This is a genomic window from Nonomuraea montanisoli, from assembly GCF_013363975.1.
Taxonomy (GTDB): Bacteria; Actinomycetota; Actinomycetes; order Streptosporangiales; family Streptosporangiaceae; genus Nonomuraea; species Nonomuraea montanisoli.
On sequence record NZ_JABWGN010000013.1, the window covers coordinates 184,841 to 201,128 of the forward strand.

Genomic DNA, 16,288 nt, shown 5'->3' on the forward strand with positions numbered 1-16,288 from the left:
CCGGAGCCGCCGGGTCAGTTCAGGTCCAGGGCGACCTCCAGGCGCAGGTAGGCGTCGATCCAGGCCCGCTCGGCCTCCTCGCCGGAGTCGTGGGTCCGCGCCGCCGCGAAGGCCGTGACGGCTCCCGCCATGCGGTGCAGGCCGAGCACGGTCAGCCGCCGCGCCGCGGCGGCGAGCCGGTCGCCATAGGTCGGCGGCAGGTGGGACAGGCCGTGATGGGCCGCTTCGGCGAGCAGTGCACGGGTGTCGACCAGGGCCTCGGTCAGCGGTTCGTGCCGGTCGTGCTCGGCGACCACGAGCCTGGCGCTCCCGCCGGCGGGCCGCAGGTCGGGGACGACCACCCGGCCGCCGGCCGCCAGGCCGACCGGTTCGATGACGAACCCGCCCGCGCCGCGCCCGACGACGCCGCTGACGAACCGCAGCTCGCCCTCCTCACCGGCGAGCACGGCGGCCAGCGCGTCGAGGCGCCCAGGGGCGGCGGCGGTGTGCGTGGCCCTGACAATGGCGGTGTCACCGGCCCGGTCGACGATGACGGCGTCGAGCCGCTGGTCGCCGGGGGCGTAGGTGACGGCCTCCACCCCGGCGACGGCGACGACCCGGACCAGTTCCGCCTTCACCCGCGGGCGGACGGGGCGGAGCGGGAGGGCGTCGAGCTCCCGGCCGAGCGCGGCGAGGTCGGTCACCACCAGGGACGGCGGCAGGTCGCCCCAGTCGCCCCGCGACGGGCTGACCGTCGTCCTGGAGATCCGCCCGGTGGCCAGCCGCACCGTACGGCTGGCGCTGCGGACGGCGGACTCCGTGACCAGGTTGCCGGTGGCCAGGGCGGCCAGCGTGGAACGGTCGATCCGCCGCCGCGCCAGCGCCGCGCCGTCGTCCTCGCCGTCCCACTCCCGGCGCAGGACCAGCACCATGGCGCTGTCGGCGTGGGCCAGGTAGACCTCGGCGACCCGCCGGTCGCCGAGGGCACGGATCCGGCAGCCGAGGCTCTCCAGCCGGGCCCGCCGCAGCGGGGTCTCGGCGGCCTCGGCGGTGCCGAGCACGCTGCTGCGCAGCGTGGCGTCCGGCCGCGTCACCGCCCGGTGCCGGGCGTGCAGCTCGGCGACGTGGCTCGCCAGCAGTTCGGGACGGTAGTGGGCGCCGCGGTCGCGGTAGGAGGCCAGTTGGTCGGCGAGGTCGCCGACGGCCAGCAGCGGCCAGCGCAGCCCGGCGGCGTCGAGCCGGCGCCGCACGTCGGCGATGGTGGCGTCGAGGCCCTGGCCGAGATGCGCCGCGCCTTCGCGCAGCACCGTGCCGGCCAGCCCCAGGGCGCGCTCCAGCCCCGACCCGTCGCCGGTCTCGGCCTGGCCGCCGACGTCGACCCGCGCCTCGGTGACGCCGGGGTGCAGCTCGTCGGCGGCCCGGAACGCCCACACCGCCAGGGCGATGACGTCGTCGCGGCTGCCGGCGACGGCGTCGGTGTGGACGAACCCGAGGTCGCCGGGGATCAGGAAGCGCACGGTCGCGGTGGCCAACTCGACCTGCGGCACCGGGTCGGCGGCGGTCGCGCGGCGGACCCGCGCGGTGAACCCGGCCCTCTCGGTGCGGCGGGCGGCGGCCATGAGGCGCGCGCCGATCCTGGCGGTGAGCTCGTCGTCGGTCACCTGCCCCGGCGACCAGGGCGAAGGCTCCGGTCCTGCCTGCGCGGGCCGCGGACCGACGGCGGCGGACTCGGGGTGAGCCTGATCGGACTGAGGGCCGGCGTCGGCGGGCTCCGGGTGAGCCTGATCGGACTGAGGGCCGGCGTCGGGGGGCAGGCGTTGGTAGGCGAGGATCACGCCGATGACGTGCCGGCAGACGCCGGTGGCGCCGCAGGTGCAGCGGGCCGCGTCGAGGCCGCCGGGAGGCAGGGTCGTGGCCGGGCCGTCGGGGAAGGCGCCGTGCACGGTGCCGTCGGCGTCGGTCCGCAGCTCCGGCAGCGCCTCCTTGCCGGCGCGCTTGACCAGGCCGCGGTTGGTGAGCGCGGCGAGGGAGTCGGCCGTCAGACCGAGGAGGTCCTTTCTCATCGGCCCGCGTGCTTCGCTGCTCATCGGCCCACGTGCTCCGCCACTCATCGGCCCACGTGCTCCGCCACGAAGGACGCCAGCTCGCCGGGTGTCATCGCCCCCACGTGGGCTCCGGCGTCGGCCAGGCGCTGGGCCATCCCCCGGTCGTAGTCGGGGTTGGCCTGCTCGTCGAGGGCGGCCAGGCCCAGCACCTTGCTGCCCTGCGCCACCAGGTCGCGTACGACGCGCACCAGCCGGTGCGGATCGCCGCCCTCGTAGAAGTCGGAGATCAGCACGACGATCGCCCGGCGCGGCCGGTCCACCAGGCCGGCGCCGTACGCCGCCGCGCGAGCGATGTCGGTGCCGCCGCCGAGCTGGACCTTCATCAGCAACTCCACGGGATCGTCGACGTCCGCGGTCAGGTCCACCACTTCGGTGTCGAAGGCGACCAGGTGGGTGCGCACGCCGGGCAGCCCCCACAGGCAGGCCGCGGTGACCGCCGAGTGGATCACCGAGTCGAGCATCGACCCGGACTGGTCGACGAGCAGGATCACCTGCCACTGCTCCAGGTGGCGGCGGGTGCGGGAGAAGAAGAACGGGGTCTCGATCACCACCTTGCCGGTCCCGGGCTGGTAGCGGCCGAGGTTGGCGCGCAGGGTCCTGACCACGTCGAAGTTGCGGGCCAGCCGCAGCCGGCTGTGCCGTCGCGCCTTGGTGCCGGAGAACGCGGTCCGGACCTCGGTGGCGAGCTGGTCCACGAGCTGCCGGACGACCTGCTCCACGATCCGCCGGGCCAGCCGCAGCACCTGCGGGTTCATCAGGTGCTTGGTGCGCAGGACCGCCTTGAGCAGCGCGGGATTGGGTTCGATGCGGGCCAGCACGTCCGGGTCGGTCACCACGTCGTGGATCTCGTAGCGCTCGACCGCGTCGCGTTGCAGCCGTTCGACGGTCTCCTTGGGGAACAGCCGGGTGATGTCGTCGAGCCAGTCGAAGGTGGTCAGCGCCGACGGGCCCGTCCCGCCGTGCCGTACGCCGCGCCGGCGCAGGTCGTCGTCGCGGCCGTAGAGCCAGTCCATGGCCGCGTCACGGGCGGCGGCCTCCGCGCCGAGCCGCTGCCCGCCGAGGCACGCGCTGCCGGGCTCGCCGAGCAGCAGGCGCCACCGTTCCAGGGTGGGGTCGGTCATGACGTGATCAGTCCTTCCCGGCGCAGGGCCGCCTCGACCCGCCCGTCCAGTGCCATGCCGGCGGCCACCAGCTCCGGCGCCGCCTCCAGCCGCATCAGGTCCCATCCGGACGCGCCGCCGGAGCGCCGCTCGATCAGGCGGGTGGCGATGAGGTGCCGTTCGCGGGGCGGGAAGAAGCCGAACGCCTGGCGCAGCGCGGGCAGGGCCACCAGGAAGTCGTGATCGGTCATCCCGCCGACCAGCTCGTCGAGCAGCTCCAGCATGCCGGCGGCGTGCAGGACCTCCTCGCGGGCGAGCGCGAACAACCCGGCCAGCCAGTCCCCGGCCGACGCCGGGACGAACGCGCCGCGCACCGCCCGCGCCGGGTCCGCGGCGGCCGTGCCCCGGAGCGACCAGCCCAGCCCCAGCGCCGCTCCGCGCAGGTCGGGCGGCGCCTCCTGGCGGGCGGCGAGCCGGTCCGCGACGCCCAGCGCCGCGTCCGTGTCCAGCCCGAGCGACGAGCCGGCATGCCGGAGGGCGTCGCGGACGGCGCTCATCGCGTCGATGCGCCGCAGGTCGGCCGGGACGGGGCCGCCGCGCACGCCTTCGGCCAGCCACAGCGCCCGGCGCGTGGCCGCCTGGACGACCATGCCCAGGGTGGCGCTGCCGCCGGTGCGGAACAGGTCGTCGTGGCGCCACATCGACAGGGCGACGGTGAGGGTGCGGCCCAGCGACCCGAGGTCGGCCGCCGCGCCGACCGCCCGCGCCAGGTCGTCCAGCGCCTTTCCGGTCAGCTCGCCGATGCCGCACAGCGCCGCGTCGAACAGGACGTCGGCCAGCCGGTCCAGGTCCGCGCCCCTGATCCGCTCGGCGAGGACGGCGGCCGCCGCCTCCTGCGGGTCCACGCCGTACCCGCCGGCCTCGATGAGCGCGGGCAGCCGGTCGTCGGAGTCGGTCAGCGTCCATCGTTCGACCAGCTCCGCACCGCCCGCCGGGCTGGGGCCGGAGGTCCGCACGACGCCCGGGATCCCCAGCACCCGCAGCCGGTGCAGCAACCGGCTGCGCTCGCGACCGGCCTCCCCGCCGAGGTCGAGCCGTTCCTCGCCCGGACCGCCCAGCACCGCGAGCACCGCGTGGACCAGCGGCGGCAGCGGGGTCGAGGGATGCAGGCGGCCCACCCGGTCACCGCTGAGGGCCGCGATCATCTCTACGATCACCGGATGGGTGCCGGCCCCCAGCGGGCCACGGGACGCCCACGGCAGTGGCACCTCGATCGCCTCGCTGACCAGCGCGCTCGCCAGGCCGTCCAGCACGTCGACCCGGGCCGGATGCGGGTGGCCGCGCATCAGCGCGATGCCGTCGGCGGTGGCCCGGGCGGCGATCAGGTCGGCGGTGGACACCTGCTGGCGCCGGGCGCGCAGCCGGGCCGTCACCGCCTCGGTGAGCCTGCGGGCGGCGCCGGCGGGACCGGACTCCCACAGGTCCTGGTAGTAGCCCGGCGACGGCATGCCCGACTGGTAGCCGTCGAAGGCGTCCAGCCGCCGGAACGAGTACGGCACCAGGTAGCTGCCGACGACCGCGTCCGCGGGCGGCCGCGGCACCTCCGGCCAGTTCCGGTCCCCCCGCTCGGCCAGCCGGATCAGCGCGGGGCGGTGGAAGCCGCCCGTGACCACGACCACCGGCCGGTCGCCCGCGTCGGCGGCTGCGGCCCGGATCCACCGCGCCATGTACGCCTCGCGTGCCGTGTCGTCCGGCCCGGCCTCCGTGTCGCCGCGCAGCAGGTCGAAGTAGGTGGCCAGCCGTTCGGCCAGCCCGTCGGCCGGCTCGATCTCGAACAGGTGGTCCCACAGCGCGTCCACGTTGTCCACGGCGAAGGCGCGGCACAGCCGTCCGGTCACCTCGCCGTAGCGGGCCTCGGCGTCGGCGTAGCGGTTGCGGAGCTCGGCCAGCGCCGGATGCCAGGCGGGCAGGTCGATGAACCGCAGCTCGGCGCCGACGTCACGACCCGCGGTCAGCGCCGTCCACTCCGGGGAGTAGTCGCACAGCGGCGTCCACGAGCCGTGCCGTCGTTCCGGGTCGCGGTAGCTCGTGTGGACGGCGATCGGCAGCTCGTGTCCCAGCAGGAGCTCGTCCATCCTGGGATTCATGTCCGCCGGGCCCTCGACCAGCACGTACGCGGGCCGTACGGAACGAATGGTGTCGGCGACCAGCCGGGCACAGGCGGGGCTGTGGTGCCGCACGCCGAGGAACGTGACCGTCATCGTCAGCCCGGCAGCAGGTGACGGGCCTCGTACAGGGCCTTCCACTGGTCTCCGCGCCGCCTCTGCTCCAGGTATCTGCGGAGCTTGGCCAGGTCCTCCGGGTTGTCCTTGGCCGCCGTGCCGGCCAGGCAGGAGACCAGGTCGGCGGCGGTGCCGGGCTCCCGGCGCAGGAACCAGCCGCGCAGCCCGACGGCATGCGCGACCGAGATCGCCTCGGCGGTGCTCATCACCCCCGACAGCCGGTCGGTGGCGTCACCGCGCGCGGTCTGCCCCTCGCGCAGCTCCCGGAACGCGGTGACCAGGACCTCCAGCACGTCGCGGCGCGGCGGCGCGCCGACGCCCGAGCGCTTCAGGAGGGCGGTGGCCTCCTGCTCCACCAGGTGGAGCTCGGTGTCGAAGTCGACGATCGGGAAGACGGTCTCGAAATTGAACCGGCGCTTGAGCGCGGCGCTCATCTCGTTGACGCCGCGGTCGCGGGTGTTGGCGGTGGCGATGACGGTGAACCCCTCCTGGGCGAACACCATCGACTCCGGCCCGGTCAGCTCCGGTACGGCGAGCACCCGGTCCGACAGCGGCGACAGCAGGCAGTCCTGCACCTCCAGCGGGCACCGGGTGATCTCCTCGAAGCGCACCACCTTGCCCTCGGCCATGCCGCGCAGCAGCGGGGCGGACACCAGCGACCGCGTGGACGGCCCCTCGGCGACCAGCAGCGCGTAGTTCCACGAGTACTTGATCTGGTCCTCGGTGGTGGCCGCCCCGCCCTGGATCGTGAGCGTCGAGGTGCCGCTGACCGCCGCGGCGAGCAGCTCCGACAGCAGCGACTTCGCCGTGCCCGGCTCGCCCACCAGCATCAGCCCGCGGTTGGTGGCGAGCGTGACCAGGGACCGGTCGATCAGCGAGGGATCACCCACGAACTTGCGGCTGATGCCCAGTTTCTCGTCCCCGAGGACGAAGCGCCGGGCGGCCCGCAGGCTCAGTGCCCAGCCGGGCGGCCGGTCGTCGGTGTCGTCCTCCCGCAGCCGGCCCAGCTCGCCGGCGTAGCGCATCTCGGCCGGGGGCCGCTGGACGTGCTCGTTCATCGGGCGATCTCCACCAGGTCGCGCAGGATCTCGGACACGGTGATCGGATCGAGGCCGTCGACGGGGATGCCCACCAGGGTCTGCTCGTCGGCGAAGTCGGGGTAGCCGATCGCGAGGCCCGGGTCGAGGCCGACGCTGACGGTCCTGCCGCCGGGCACGTCCCGCTCGATCCAGCCCTGCCACCCGGCGTCCTGCGGCGCGCCGCGCCGCCAGCCGCGCCGTTCCAGGCCGAGCACCGCGCGGGTGGGGATCTTCGCGGCGCCGATCTCGGCCAGCAGCGCCTCGTCCGGGTGGTACGTCTCCCGGCCCAGTTGCGGGAACGGCTGCAGGATCTCGTAGTCGGCGAACACCTCGGCCCAGGCGGCCAGCTCCTCCGCCAGCTCCAGCGGGTGCGCCACCCCGACGACGGCCTCGTCGGGCAGGGTCAGGGCGTCGTCCTCGACGTCGGCGAAGCTGCGGTCCTCGGCCACGCGCAGGGTGCCGATGAGCCGGCCCTCGGGGTCGTAGATGCCCCACACCAGCCGCCGTACGATGTGCCAGAGCAGCGGATGGCCGACGAGCAGCCGCCCGAACTCCGCACCGCTCCAGCGGCGCCGGTTGACCATGGCCTGCTCCAGCCGGCGGATGTTGTCGGCGGCCACGGCGCGCACGTCCTTCTTCAGCCCGGCGAACCGCTGGTAGGCGACGGGCGCGAGCTCCGGGTCGTCGTTCGCCCCCGGCTTGGGCAGGTTCCTGAGCCGCTTGCCCGCGGCGTCGGCCACGTACGGCTTGAGCTGCTCGTCGAAGCCGACGACGAACTGCCTGCGGCCGTAGTCGAGGGTCAGGCTGCCGTCGGCGGACAGCCCGAAGTGGGGCACCAGCCGGTCGGCCAGCTCCTGGGGCGTCAGGCCGAGCTCCGCCGCGACCTCGTCCATCTTCTGCCTGGCCCGCTTCTTGAGCCCGCTGAACTTGGCCTTCTCGGCGACGCCGTGCAGGTGCATGAGCGCGACCTCGGAGCCGATGCGGGCCAGCAGGTCCAGGCCCGCGACCGCCCGCGCGTGCCCGCCCTCACCGGGCCAGGTCCTGATCAGCGGCGTCAGCCGCCGGACGGTCTCGTCGTCGCCGAGCAGGCCCAGCGCGTCCATCATCCAGCTCTCCTTGGACGGGTAGCCGGCCGCCTGCCAGCGCTGGAACAGCGCCCAGCCGAAGTCCGCGAGGCTCGGGCCGTCGCAGACCTCCTTGACCAGGGCGAGACCGGCGTACGGCTCGCCGGGCCGGGAGATCGCCAGCATCGTCAGCACATGGCGGACCGCCTCGGCCGGCAGCGCCCCCGCGTCGCCGCGCAGCTCGATCGGGGTGAGGATCGCGACGTCCGCCCACTCGGGCAGCACCGGCATCCTGGCGGGCAGCGCGTCGAGCGGGTCGGCCGAGAGCAGGCCGGCGATCGCGTCCTCGGCGACGGGGCCGTAGCCCGCGGCGGCCTCCACCACGACGTCACGGTTCCCGCCCGCGGCCAGCACCGTCAGCGCCTGCTCGGCCTGTCGCCGGGCCACGCCGGGCTTGCCGAGCGCGGCCGGGATCAGCGCCCTGGCGGCCGCCCGGGGGTGGCGCGCCAGCCATGCCAGCGCGGTGGCGCGCACGGACTTCAGCCGGGCCAGCCACTCGGCCATCAGCACGGCGACCTCCGGGGCCGCGAACGGGAGCAGCGACGGAGCGACCGCGCCCGGGTTGCGCCGGGCGCTGTCCAGCACCAGGGGCAGCGCGTCCAGCTCGAACCTGGCGACCACCCTCGGCATCCAGTCGGAGGCCGCCCAGAGGTCAGGGTGCCACTTCCGGAGCAGCGGCCTGGCCAGTTCCTCGGGCCCGGAGACGAACAGGACGGTCTCATGCCAGTAGTGCCCCGTGCCGGCGACGAGCCGGCTGGCGATCTTCCGCCAGTCCTGGCGCCCGGCCTCCCACGAGTCGTGCCCCGACGGGTCGGAACCCCAGCTGTCCCGCTCCCCCGGCGCCCACACCAGGGCCGGCTCGTCGGCACACACCAGGCCGCCCACCACGACCGGCTTGCGCGCCGTGCGCGGACGGGTCCACGGCGGGCTGACCAGCACCTCGGGCAGGGCGTCGAGCGGCGCGATGGCGACGGGCGGGGCCGCGGCGATCTTGCCGATGCGCTCGGCGGCGGCGGCGCCGGCGGTCTCCAGCACCTCGGCCACCAGGTCGGGATGGGTCAGCACGTGGGCGCGCAGCAGCTGGTCCGCGACCTTGCCGGGGGTGGCGGCCAGCATCCGCATCGCCCGGCGCGGGAAGCGGGCCGCCGCGCGCAGCAGGGCCGGCTGGGTGAGCCTGTGATCGATCCGGTCGAGGAGCGTCTGCATGGCCGCGTCGGTCGGGAGCTCGGCGAGCATGTCCAGCAGCCGCCGCTCGCTGGCCGAGTCGTAGAAGTTGCCGAACCATCCGGCGAGCACCGGCGCGGCCGCCTCCCCCATGCCGTCGACGACCGTGGCGGGCAGCGCGAGGGAGCTCATCACGAAGTAGCCGTCCCCGTGGCCCGCGATCAGCTCCGCGTGCTCAGGCGTGCTGATGGCGGCGACCAGGTCGAAGGCCAGACGCGGATTGACGCGACTCACCTCGGCGCAGTCGGCCGCGACCCAGCCGGTCTCGGTCGGCGCCAGATAGGAGGCCGCCACCTGGTGGTGGAGCCCGTTCTCGCGGCTCCGCGCCAGAGCCGCGACGACCTCGGCGTACTCGGCGTCCGACGCGGCCGCGAGAACGGCACGGACCCGCGCGGCGAGATCCATCCGGTTCCAGCCGTACGTGTGGCCGGGGGACTCGCCGGCCGTCATCCGCCGGATCGTCCAGCCGTCCCCGTTGTGATGGAGGTCCAGCGCGGCACGTTCGGTCACGGCCACCGCGGCGAACACCAGGCCGTGATCGACCACCCAGGCGTCGGCGAACAGGGGCAGCAGCGCCTGAGTGTCCCAGATGGACGCGGCGACCACCGCGGCGCCCAGCGGCGTGGCGGCAGGCTCTCCGGCCAGGTACGCCGTGCCCGCACTGACGAGCTCCGGGTCGGCGCACGCCGCCAGCGTGTCGAGGATCTGCTGCCGCCGTTCGTCCAGCTTCGCGGCGAGTTCTGCCGGGGCGCCCGCGTCCGGCCGCTTCACGGCGACCTTCGCCCCGCCGCGCCGCGGATGGAGAGCGCGCAGCCAGGCGGCCGGCATGGTCAGCAGGTCCTCGTCGCGGGATTTCTCCGCCACCGGCTCCTCGGCCGCGCCGACCTGGGCCGGTGTCCGCTCCGTGTTCATGCCGATACCTCCACGCTGTGATGAGGAGGGCTCGTCGTCTCGCCCTCATGATCGTCAGCGGCGAGTATGGCGGGTACGACCGACAAACTGCCCCTCACGCCAAGACATGGCAGATCACGGCAAAACGGCGCCCTGGTGTCGCGTGGCGGACAGGCTGTTCCCGCCGGTCGGCGTCCACGATGCGATCACTGACGATGAGCCCCCGGGCAGCTTGTAGGAGTTCGGCCATGTCCCACACCCGCCGCCGGGTCCTGGCGACGGCGCTGGCCGCCGCGTTCGCGGCCACGACGACCGTCATGCCCGCCCAAGCCGACACCTGCGCGGCCTCGGTCAACTGCAACACCACGGTGACCTTCACCGTCAGCGCCGGAGCGGGCCTGCAGATCACGGTCCCGAACGGGCCGCTCAGCATCGGCACCGGCAGCCCCGGCGCCGCCATCAGCGGCCAGCTCGGCTCGGTCACGGTCTCCGACCAGCGGGCGTCGGTCACCGCCACGTGGGTGGCGCAGGTGTCGGCGACCGACTTCACCACCGGCGGCGGCACCGCCGCCGAGACCATCGCCAACTCCCGCATCAACTACTGGTCCGGCCCGGCCACCGCCACCACCGGCACCGGCACCTTCGTCCCCGGCCAGGCCAACGCCGCCTCCTCCGTGGTGCTCGACCAGACCCGCATCGCCTTCTCCAAGACCACCGGCGCGGGCAACAACTCCGCCACCTGGAACCCGACGATCGTCGTCGACGTCCCCGCCCAGGCCGTGGCCGGCACCTACACCGGCGTCATCCGCCACTCGGTCGCCTAGGGCGTCCGCCCCGCGCTCACTCCCCCAGCCGGCTCAGCGCCCGCATGGCCTCGCGCTCGACGCGGGAAAGATCGCGCAGGACGGCGCCCGCCTGGTCGAGGCACTGCGCGTCGCCCGACTCGCCGGCCTTCGCGATCAGGGCCGCGACTTCCGTCCACAGGGCGGCCGCCTCGGCGTACAGCCGGTGGCCGGTGCGCAGGTGGCCGCTGTCGAGCAGTTCGGCGCACTCGGCGAGGAAGTCGCGGTAGAGGTTGCGGAACAGGGCGCCGCCGGTGCCGGCCTTCTCCATCAGCAGGGCGGCCTGCGGGAGGTCCCGCCGCGGGTCGCCGGCCCGCTGGAGCCAGGTGCGCACCAGCTTGCCGGTCTTCTCGATGCCGCGGTGTCCCAGGTTGGCGATGGGCGGGTCGAGGAAGGCGTCGGCGCAGGCGGTGACGGCGGGGACGATCCGGTCCTGGAGGGCGGGCGGGTTGCCCGGAACGGTCAGGGTGAAGGAGCGGTGCCTGGCGGTCATCGGGCCGCGCGCGGCCCTGGCCTCGGCGAGGCTGGTCAGGCTCGTGGACACCGCTCCGCCCTGCTGGTCGGTGTCCACCAGGTAGGCGTCGTGGTCGTCGTAGCCGTACATGGCGACGACATGGCCGCCGAAGCGCACCTTCGTCCCGAAGTAGTCGAGGTGGTAGCTGTCGAGCTGCAGTCCGACGGGCCGGCCGGCGTCGATGACGGCCGCCACGTTCTCCCACGCCCGGCGGGGCGAGCCGGTCTCCTGGACCACGAGCTCCAGCCCGAGCCTGGCGGCCAGGTTCTCGGTCAGCTCGAAGGGCTTGACCCGTCCCCCGAGGAACGGGAAGTCCATGTTCTTGGCGTCCCAGTAGACGAAGGACAGGCCGGAGCCGAGGCCGAAGAGCATGGGCTCCGACAGATCCATTCCCTGGTGCCGCAGCAGCACTCCCAGAGCTGACGTCTCGCAGTGCTGCGTGCCGCGGGCGTCGACATCCTTCACCATCGTCATGCCCGTCATGGTGGTCCCTCCCACGGGGGGAGAGTCCACCCGTGCCTCCGTCCGGCCGGCGACCCTAGTGCTTGGGCGGCTTGCGGTACGTGACCGGCTTGTCCCCCTTGCCGGGGAACGCCATGATCAGCAGCCGTTGGCCGTTCTCCTGCTGTCCCTTCCTCGTGAACTCGTCGTAGTGCACGCGGATCCGGTAGTGGCCCGCGCGCCCGCCGAGGGACAGGTCGGGAAGCTCGGTGCCGCTCAGCTCGTCCGTGAGCACGATGGCGCCGGTGGGGCTCTGGTAGCCGACCTCGGCGACGTGGTCCCAGCCCTTGGTCTCCACCGGCGGGCGGCGGGTGTAGGTCTCCACCGTGACGCAGAGGGGGAAGTCGGGGTCCGTCAGGATCATCAGGTGGCCGGGGCGGGCGGCCACCAGGCCGGCGTCCTGAGTCCGTTCCAACAGGTCGTCGTCGGCCGGGTCCTCGTCGTCCCCGGTCGGCTCGTACGTCTCCACGACCCCGTAGTCCGTGAACTGGGGGTCCTTCACGCGGGTCACCGTAACCGGCCGGATGAGCGGGTGGTGGCGCGGGCGCGAGTCGCACATGCGCCGCCCGTCGGCCTCCCACTCCCGTATCTCCCTGTCCTGCTCGACGGCCGCGGCCTTGACCGTGGCGGCGGCGCCGGGGCAGATCTCCGCGAGCGGGCGGGCCAGGGCGTCGCGCTTCAGCCCCTCCCTCGCCTGGAGGCGGGCGACCTCCTGAGGATCGTTGCGGGTGTAGACGCCGCACAGCCGGCGGGCGTGGGCGAGGATCACGGCGTCGGGCGTGGCGGCGGCGAACCTGATCAGGTCTCCCTGCCGGAAGGAGCAGACGAAACGCTGGTCCCGGGTGAGGTCGCGGCGCGCGGGCTCGCTCCTCCACTGCTCGGGCGGGCCGCAGTCCTCCGCCGCGGTGACCGGGCCGACGGCCTGGTCCGCCGCGGGGACGAAGCCGAGCGCGACCAGCGTGGCGAGCCCTGCGAGCAGCACGTGGCGGCGGGCGCGCCGGACGCGCGCGGCCGGGTACAGGAGCAGCAGGAGCAGGGCGGAGGCGAGCAGGGCCGCGCCGTACCACGACGGTGAGATGCCGACGAAGACCTCGCCGCCCTTTCCCGGGGCGAACAGTTCGTCCGGGTACATCTGCGCGCCTTCGTAGAGGTCGCCGAAGTCCTCGGGCAGCGGCGTCGCCGTGAGCGCGCTGACGAACCCCACGGCCGCGGCGACGGTCAGCGCCGGCGTCGTGAACCGTACGGCGCCGCGGGTCCGGCGCAGCACGGCGAGCAGGACCAGCAGCGCGGGGCCGCCGACGCCGACGAAGACGTCCAGGGCCAGCCACGTCAGAGCGTCCCAGGAGCCCCCCTCCACCCGGACGAACTGCTCGATCACGCCCCGGGGGCCGATCCAGTGGTACCTGCCCCGCGCGAGGTTGACCGCGGCGGGGACCGCGGGGAGGACGACCGCCGCGGCCGCCGCCGGCCACCACCGGGCCCTCAGGCGCGCCGGCGCCCGCCCTCGGCCCGGTCCTGGGAGGGGGTTCGCCAGCTCGTGGGCGGTCCTGGCGTCCCACACCAGCCCGAAGACGCTCGCGGCGCCGAGGAGCGTGTAGACCATGAGGACGTCGGGGAACCCGTTGCCGCCGAAGGAGACGACTCCGCTGGGCATGAGCACGAACATCACCTGCGCGACGACGCCGGTCCGGACGGTCGCCGCGCTCCAGCGGGGATCCCTGGCCTGGGCGACCAGGATCGACACGGACCACGCCAGCCAGACGTGGCCGTACCCGCCGGCGAGGGTGAAGACCTGCTCGGCGGAGTACAGGCCGAAGGCGTCCGTGATCTCCGTGCCGATGCCGCTCACGCAGGCGACGGTCCCGGCGACGAGGGAGAACAGCCGCAGCCCGCGGGAGGCGGTGTCGCGGAGCACCAGGAAGAACAGCCCGACGACGGCCAGACGCACGAGCCCGGAGGCGACCCCCGTCACCGACCAGAGCCAGTGACCACCCGTCGCGGCGATGAGCGGGATGGTGATCAGGCTGTAGCCGACCCCGAGGTACAGGGCGAGCCGCAGCAGACCGACCGCCCTGCCCCGGTCGGTCAGCTCCCCGCGGACGCGCCCGCGCAGCACCTGCCACAGGGCCCACGACTGGAGCGCCCCGACGAGGACCAGGACGAGCGCCAGCCGCCAGGAGACGGTGAGCGTGTCCTCGCCGGGGCCGAAGAACCAGGGACTGCCGGACTCGCGGGTGACGGCCGTCCAGAGGAGGTCGCCCTGGTCGGTGGTCAGCGCGAGAACGCCGAGCACGACGACGGCGGCCAGGTGGCCGAGCGCGATCAGGGCGGCGATCCTGCCGAAACGGTGACGACGCATGGCCATCTCTCGGGGAGGGGGGAGGCGGAGCTGTCGAAGCGCCCCACCCTAGCCAGCCGGCAGGAAGTCGATCAAGTCAGCCGGGGCTGAACCAGCGGGTGAGGGCCGCCTTCAGGCCGTCGGGGTCGTCACCCGCCCAGGCGACGTAGCCGTCGGGCCGGACGAGCAGCGCGGGCGCCGGGGCGTCCTCGGCCGTCGCGGTCACGCGGCGTACCCGGTCGGTCCAGGGCTCCGCGACGACGGCGAGCTCGTTCCCGCCGGTGAGGTCGAGGAGCAGGGGGCGGGCGTCGCGCAGGAGCTCGGCGAGGCGCGGCGTGCCTCCGTCGGCGGTGGTCAGGTCGAGGGGCGGCACGAACCAGCCGGTGGGGGCGGCGGGGTGCTCCTCGCCCATGTCATGGCGGACATCGGCGCCCGCCAGCAGGGCCGCGACCATGCGGACGTTCTCGGGGCGGCCGAGGAGTTCCGAGAACAGCAGGCGCAGTGCGGTGACATCGCTTCCGGGCGCCATCAGGGCGCTCGCGGCCCGGGTGTGCATGAGCACGCGCTCGCCGCTCTCGCGGCGCTCGCTCTCATAGCTGTCCAGCAGACCTTCCGGGGCCCGGCCTCGCAGGGTGGCGGCGAGTTTCCAGGCGAGGTTGGCCGCGTCCTGCAGCGCCAGGTTCAGGGTCGGCCCGTGGCTCACGTGCGCGGCGTCGCCGGCGATGAAGACCCGGCCGTCGCGGTAGCGGTCGGCGAGCCGGGAGTTGCGGCCGCACAGGCGGCGCAGCAGCGTGGGCGCCCCCTCGGGCGGCGCGGTCAGGGGCAGGCGCACCCCGAGGACCCGTTCGACGCTGTCCTCCATCTCGGCCATCGTCATCGGCGCGCCCGGCCCCGGGAAGTCGCCCGCGGGGTGGTCCTCCCGTTCGGCCGTGTTGACCAGCGGCCGCCGCGGGTCGTGCGCGAGGAGGGTGAAGACGCCCCTGTCGGTGCGGTGGAAGTGCGCCGGGATCTCGCCGAGGCCGTCGATCACGACCCGTCCTCCCGGCACGAGGCGGAAGCGGTCGCTCGGCCCGATCAAGGCCGTGCGGTCGACGACGCCGTCGTCGCTGACGCCGGAGAAGGCGATTCCCGCCTGCTTGCGGACCAGGCTGCGGGCGCCGTCGCAGCCGACGAGGTAGCGGGTCGTCACCGTCGTCCCGGTTCCGTCCGGTGCGCGTACCACCACGTCCACCCGGTCGTCGGTCTGGCTGAAGGACAGCACGTCCCAGCCTCGCCGGACATCCGCGCCGAGTTCCGCCGCCCGCTCGTGGAGCACCCGTTCGAGATCGCGCTGGTTGACCGGCAGGAGGTACATCGGGTTGTCCTCGCCCAGCACGTGCAGCGGCAGTGGCAGCCCGCCGAAGAAGAACCCGGGCGCGGGCGCCGGCGCCCCTCGGCCGCCGCAGCGTTCGACGAGGCCGCGGTGGTCCAGCAGCCGCACGACCTGGCCGGCGAGTCCGTGCGCCTTGTCCGCCGGGTCGGGGTCCGGTCGTCGTTCCAGCAGCAGGGGGCGGACGCCCGCCAGGCGGAGCTCGCAGGCCAGGAACAGGCCGGTGGGTCCACCGCCGACGATGACGACGTCGAACATCTCGGACGCCCCCTTAAGGTACACAGCCGCATCTAATGGCTGCCACCGTAGGTCACCGCGATAAGATACGCAAGTGAATCTAAAGCGCGGCGCATCCCGTCGGCGCGGCCCCGGCCTGGAGGACGCGATCCTCGACGCCGCATGGGACGTGCTGATCGAGCACGGCTACCACGGCTTCACCTACGAAGCGGTCGCCGCCCGCGCGGGCACGAGCCGCCCGGTGCTCTACCGCCGCTGGCCGCGGCGCGACGACCTGCTGCTGGCCACCCTCACCAGGTTCTGGCGGCCGATCACGGTGCCCGACACCGGCAGCCTCCGCGACGACGCGATCGGCTTCCTGCGCAACGCCAACGCCGACCGCGCCCCCACGATCACGTTGCTGACCGTGCAGCTGGCGGACTACTTCCGCGGCGCCGGCACCAGCTTCGGCGAGCTGCGCGACACTCTCCTCCCGCCGGGGCGGGCGAGCGCGTTCGAGACGATCGTCGCCCACGCGGTCGAGCGCGGCGAGCTGCCCGACGTGCCCCGCTCGTCCCGCGTGGTGAACCTGCCGTTCGACCTGGTGCGCCACGACATGCTCACGACGATGCGCGCGGTGCCGGACGAGTCGATCGTCGAGATCGTGGACGAGGTGTGGCTCCCGCTGCTGGGGGTGACCTGACACAGGGCCGGGCCGGAGCCG

At 74.3% G+C, this 16,288-nt stretch carries 10 protein-coding genes; 2 read left to right on the top strand and 8 right to left on the bottom strand.

The features are described 5' to 3' along the window. Positions 1-14 precede the first annotated feature (14 nt). Genes HTZ77_RS31970 through HTZ77_RS31990 form a run of 5 tightly spaced genes read right to left on the bottom strand, consistent with a single transcriptional unit; the run spans position 15 to position 9,805 of the window. Positions 15-2,042 carry a hypothetical protein gene (locus HTZ77_RS31970; protein ID WP_175593447.1) on the bottom strand — a complete coding sequence of 676 codons (2,028 nt, stop codon included), beginning with the start codon at positions 2,040-2,042 and terminating at the stop codon, positions 15-17. Between the two features lie 44 nt (positions 2,043-2,086). Beyond that, positions 2,087-3,205 (bottom strand): VWA domain-containing protein, encoded by a 1,119-nt coding sequence (locus tag HTZ77_RS31975; RefSeq protein ID WP_175593448.1) that lies wholly within the window; start codon positions 3,203-3,205, stop codon positions 2,087-2,089. Next, positions 3,202-5,445 carry a DUF5682 family protein gene (locus tag HTZ77_RS31980; protein ID WP_175593449.1) on the bottom strand — a complete coding sequence of 748 codons (2,244 nt, stop codon included), beginning with the start codon at positions 5,443-5,445 and terminating at the stop codon, positions 3,202-3,204. Before HTZ77_RS31980 ends, HTZ77_RS31975 begins: the two co-directional genes overlap by 4 nt. A gap of 2 nt (positions 5,446-5,447) precedes the next feature. Beyond that, complete coding sequence (locus HTZ77_RS31985; RefSeq protein ID WP_175593450.1) at positions 5,448-6,524, bottom strand: ATP-binding protein; 1,077 nt, start codon at positions 6,522-6,524, stop codon at positions 5,448-5,450. Next, positions 6,521-9,805: a DUF4132 domain-containing protein gene (locus tag HTZ77_RS31990; protein ID WP_175593451.1), complete on the bottom strand. Its 3,285-nt coding sequence runs from the start codon at positions 9,803-9,805 to the stop codon at positions 6,521-6,523. Before HTZ77_RS31990 ends, HTZ77_RS31985 begins: the two co-directional genes overlap by 4 nt. 227 nt (positions 9,806-10,032) lie before the next feature. On the opposite strand from HTZ77_RS31990, the gene HTZ77_RS31995 reads away from it, so the two are divergent. Continuing rightward, the gene (locus HTZ77_RS31995; protein WP_175593452.1) at positions 10,033-10,608 is read left to right on the top strand and encodes a hypothetical protein; all 576 of its coding nucleotides are present in this window, start codon (positions 10,033-10,035) and stop codon (positions 10,606-10,608) included. A gap of 16 nt (positions 10,609-10,624) precedes the next feature. Here HTZ77_RS31995 and HTZ77_RS32000 read toward each other — a convergent pair whose 3' ends face one another. The 3 genes from HTZ77_RS32000 to HTZ77_RS32010 form a co-directional block, all read right to left on the bottom strand. After that, positions 10,625-11,614 carry a BtrH N-terminal domain-containing protein gene (locus HTZ77_RS32000; protein WP_175593453.1) on the bottom strand — a complete coding sequence of 330 codons (990 nt, stop codon included), beginning with the start codon at positions 11,612-11,614 and terminating at the stop codon, positions 10,625-10,627. Positions 11,615-11,678: 64 nt separating this feature from the next. Beyond that, positions 11,679-14,000 (bottom strand): hypothetical protein, encoded by a 2,322-nt coding sequence (locus HTZ77_RS32005; RefSeq protein ID WP_175593454.1) that lies wholly within the window; start codon positions 13,998-14,000, stop codon positions 11,679-11,681. A gap of 76 nt (positions 14,001-14,076) precedes the next feature. Beyond that, positions 14,077-15,606 carry an FAD-dependent monooxygenase gene (locus HTZ77_RS32010; RefSeq protein WP_175593455.1) on the bottom strand — a complete coding sequence of 510 codons (1,530 nt, stop codon included), beginning with the start codon at positions 15,604-15,606 and terminating at the stop codon, positions 14,077-14,079. A 73-nt stretch (positions 15,607-15,679) separates the two neighbouring features. Between HTZ77_RS32010 and HTZ77_RS32015 the strand changes: the two genes are divergently transcribed. Then, the gene (locus tag HTZ77_RS32015; RefSeq protein ID WP_175593456.1) at positions 15,680-16,267 is read left to right on the top strand and encodes a TetR/AcrR family transcriptional regulator; all 588 of its coding nucleotides are present in this window, start codon (positions 15,680-15,682) and stop codon (positions 16,265-16,267) included. Positions 16,268-16,288: the final 21 nt, after the last annotated feature.

What these genes read in the sequence shown, in the direction of transcription:
- HTZ77_RS31970 (WP_175593447.1), bottom strand. Translation starts at nt 2,042, where the DNA reads ATGAGAAAGGACCTCCTCGGTCTGACGGCCGACTCCCTCGCCGCGCTC.
- HTZ77_RS31975 (WP_175593448.1), bottom strand. Translation starts at nt 3,205, where the DNA reads ATGACCGACCCCACCCTGGAACGGTGGCGCCTGCTGCTCGGCGAGCCC.
- HTZ77_RS31980 (WP_175593449.1), bottom strand. Translation starts at nt 5,445, where the DNA reads ATGACGGTCACGTTCCTCGGCGTGCGGCACCACAGCCCCGCCTGTGCC.
- HTZ77_RS31985 (WP_175593450.1), bottom strand. Translation starts at nt 6,524, where the DNA reads ATGAACGAGCACGTCCAGCGGCCCCCGGCCGAGATGCGCTACGCCGGC.
- HTZ77_RS31990 (WP_175593451.1), bottom strand. Translation starts at nt 9,805, where the DNA reads ATGAACACGGAGCGGACACCGGCCCAGGTCGGCGCGGCCGAGGAGCCG.
- HTZ77_RS31995 (WP_175593452.1), top strand. Translation starts at nt 10,033, where the DNA reads ATGTCCCACACCCGCCGCCGGGTCCTGGCGACGGCGCTGGCCGCCGCG.
- HTZ77_RS32000 (WP_175593453.1), bottom strand. Translation starts at nt 11,614, where the DNA reads ATGACGATGGTGAAGGATGTCGACGCCCGCGGCACGCAGCACTGCGAG.
- HTZ77_RS32005 (WP_175593454.1), bottom strand. Translation starts at nt 14,000, where the DNA reads ATGCGTCGTCACCGTTTCGGCAGGATCGCCGCCCTGATCGCGCTCGGC.
- HTZ77_RS32010 (WP_175593455.1), bottom strand. Translation starts at nt 15,606, where the DNA reads ATGTTCGACGTCGTCATCGTCGGCGGTGGACCCACCGGCCTGTTCCTG.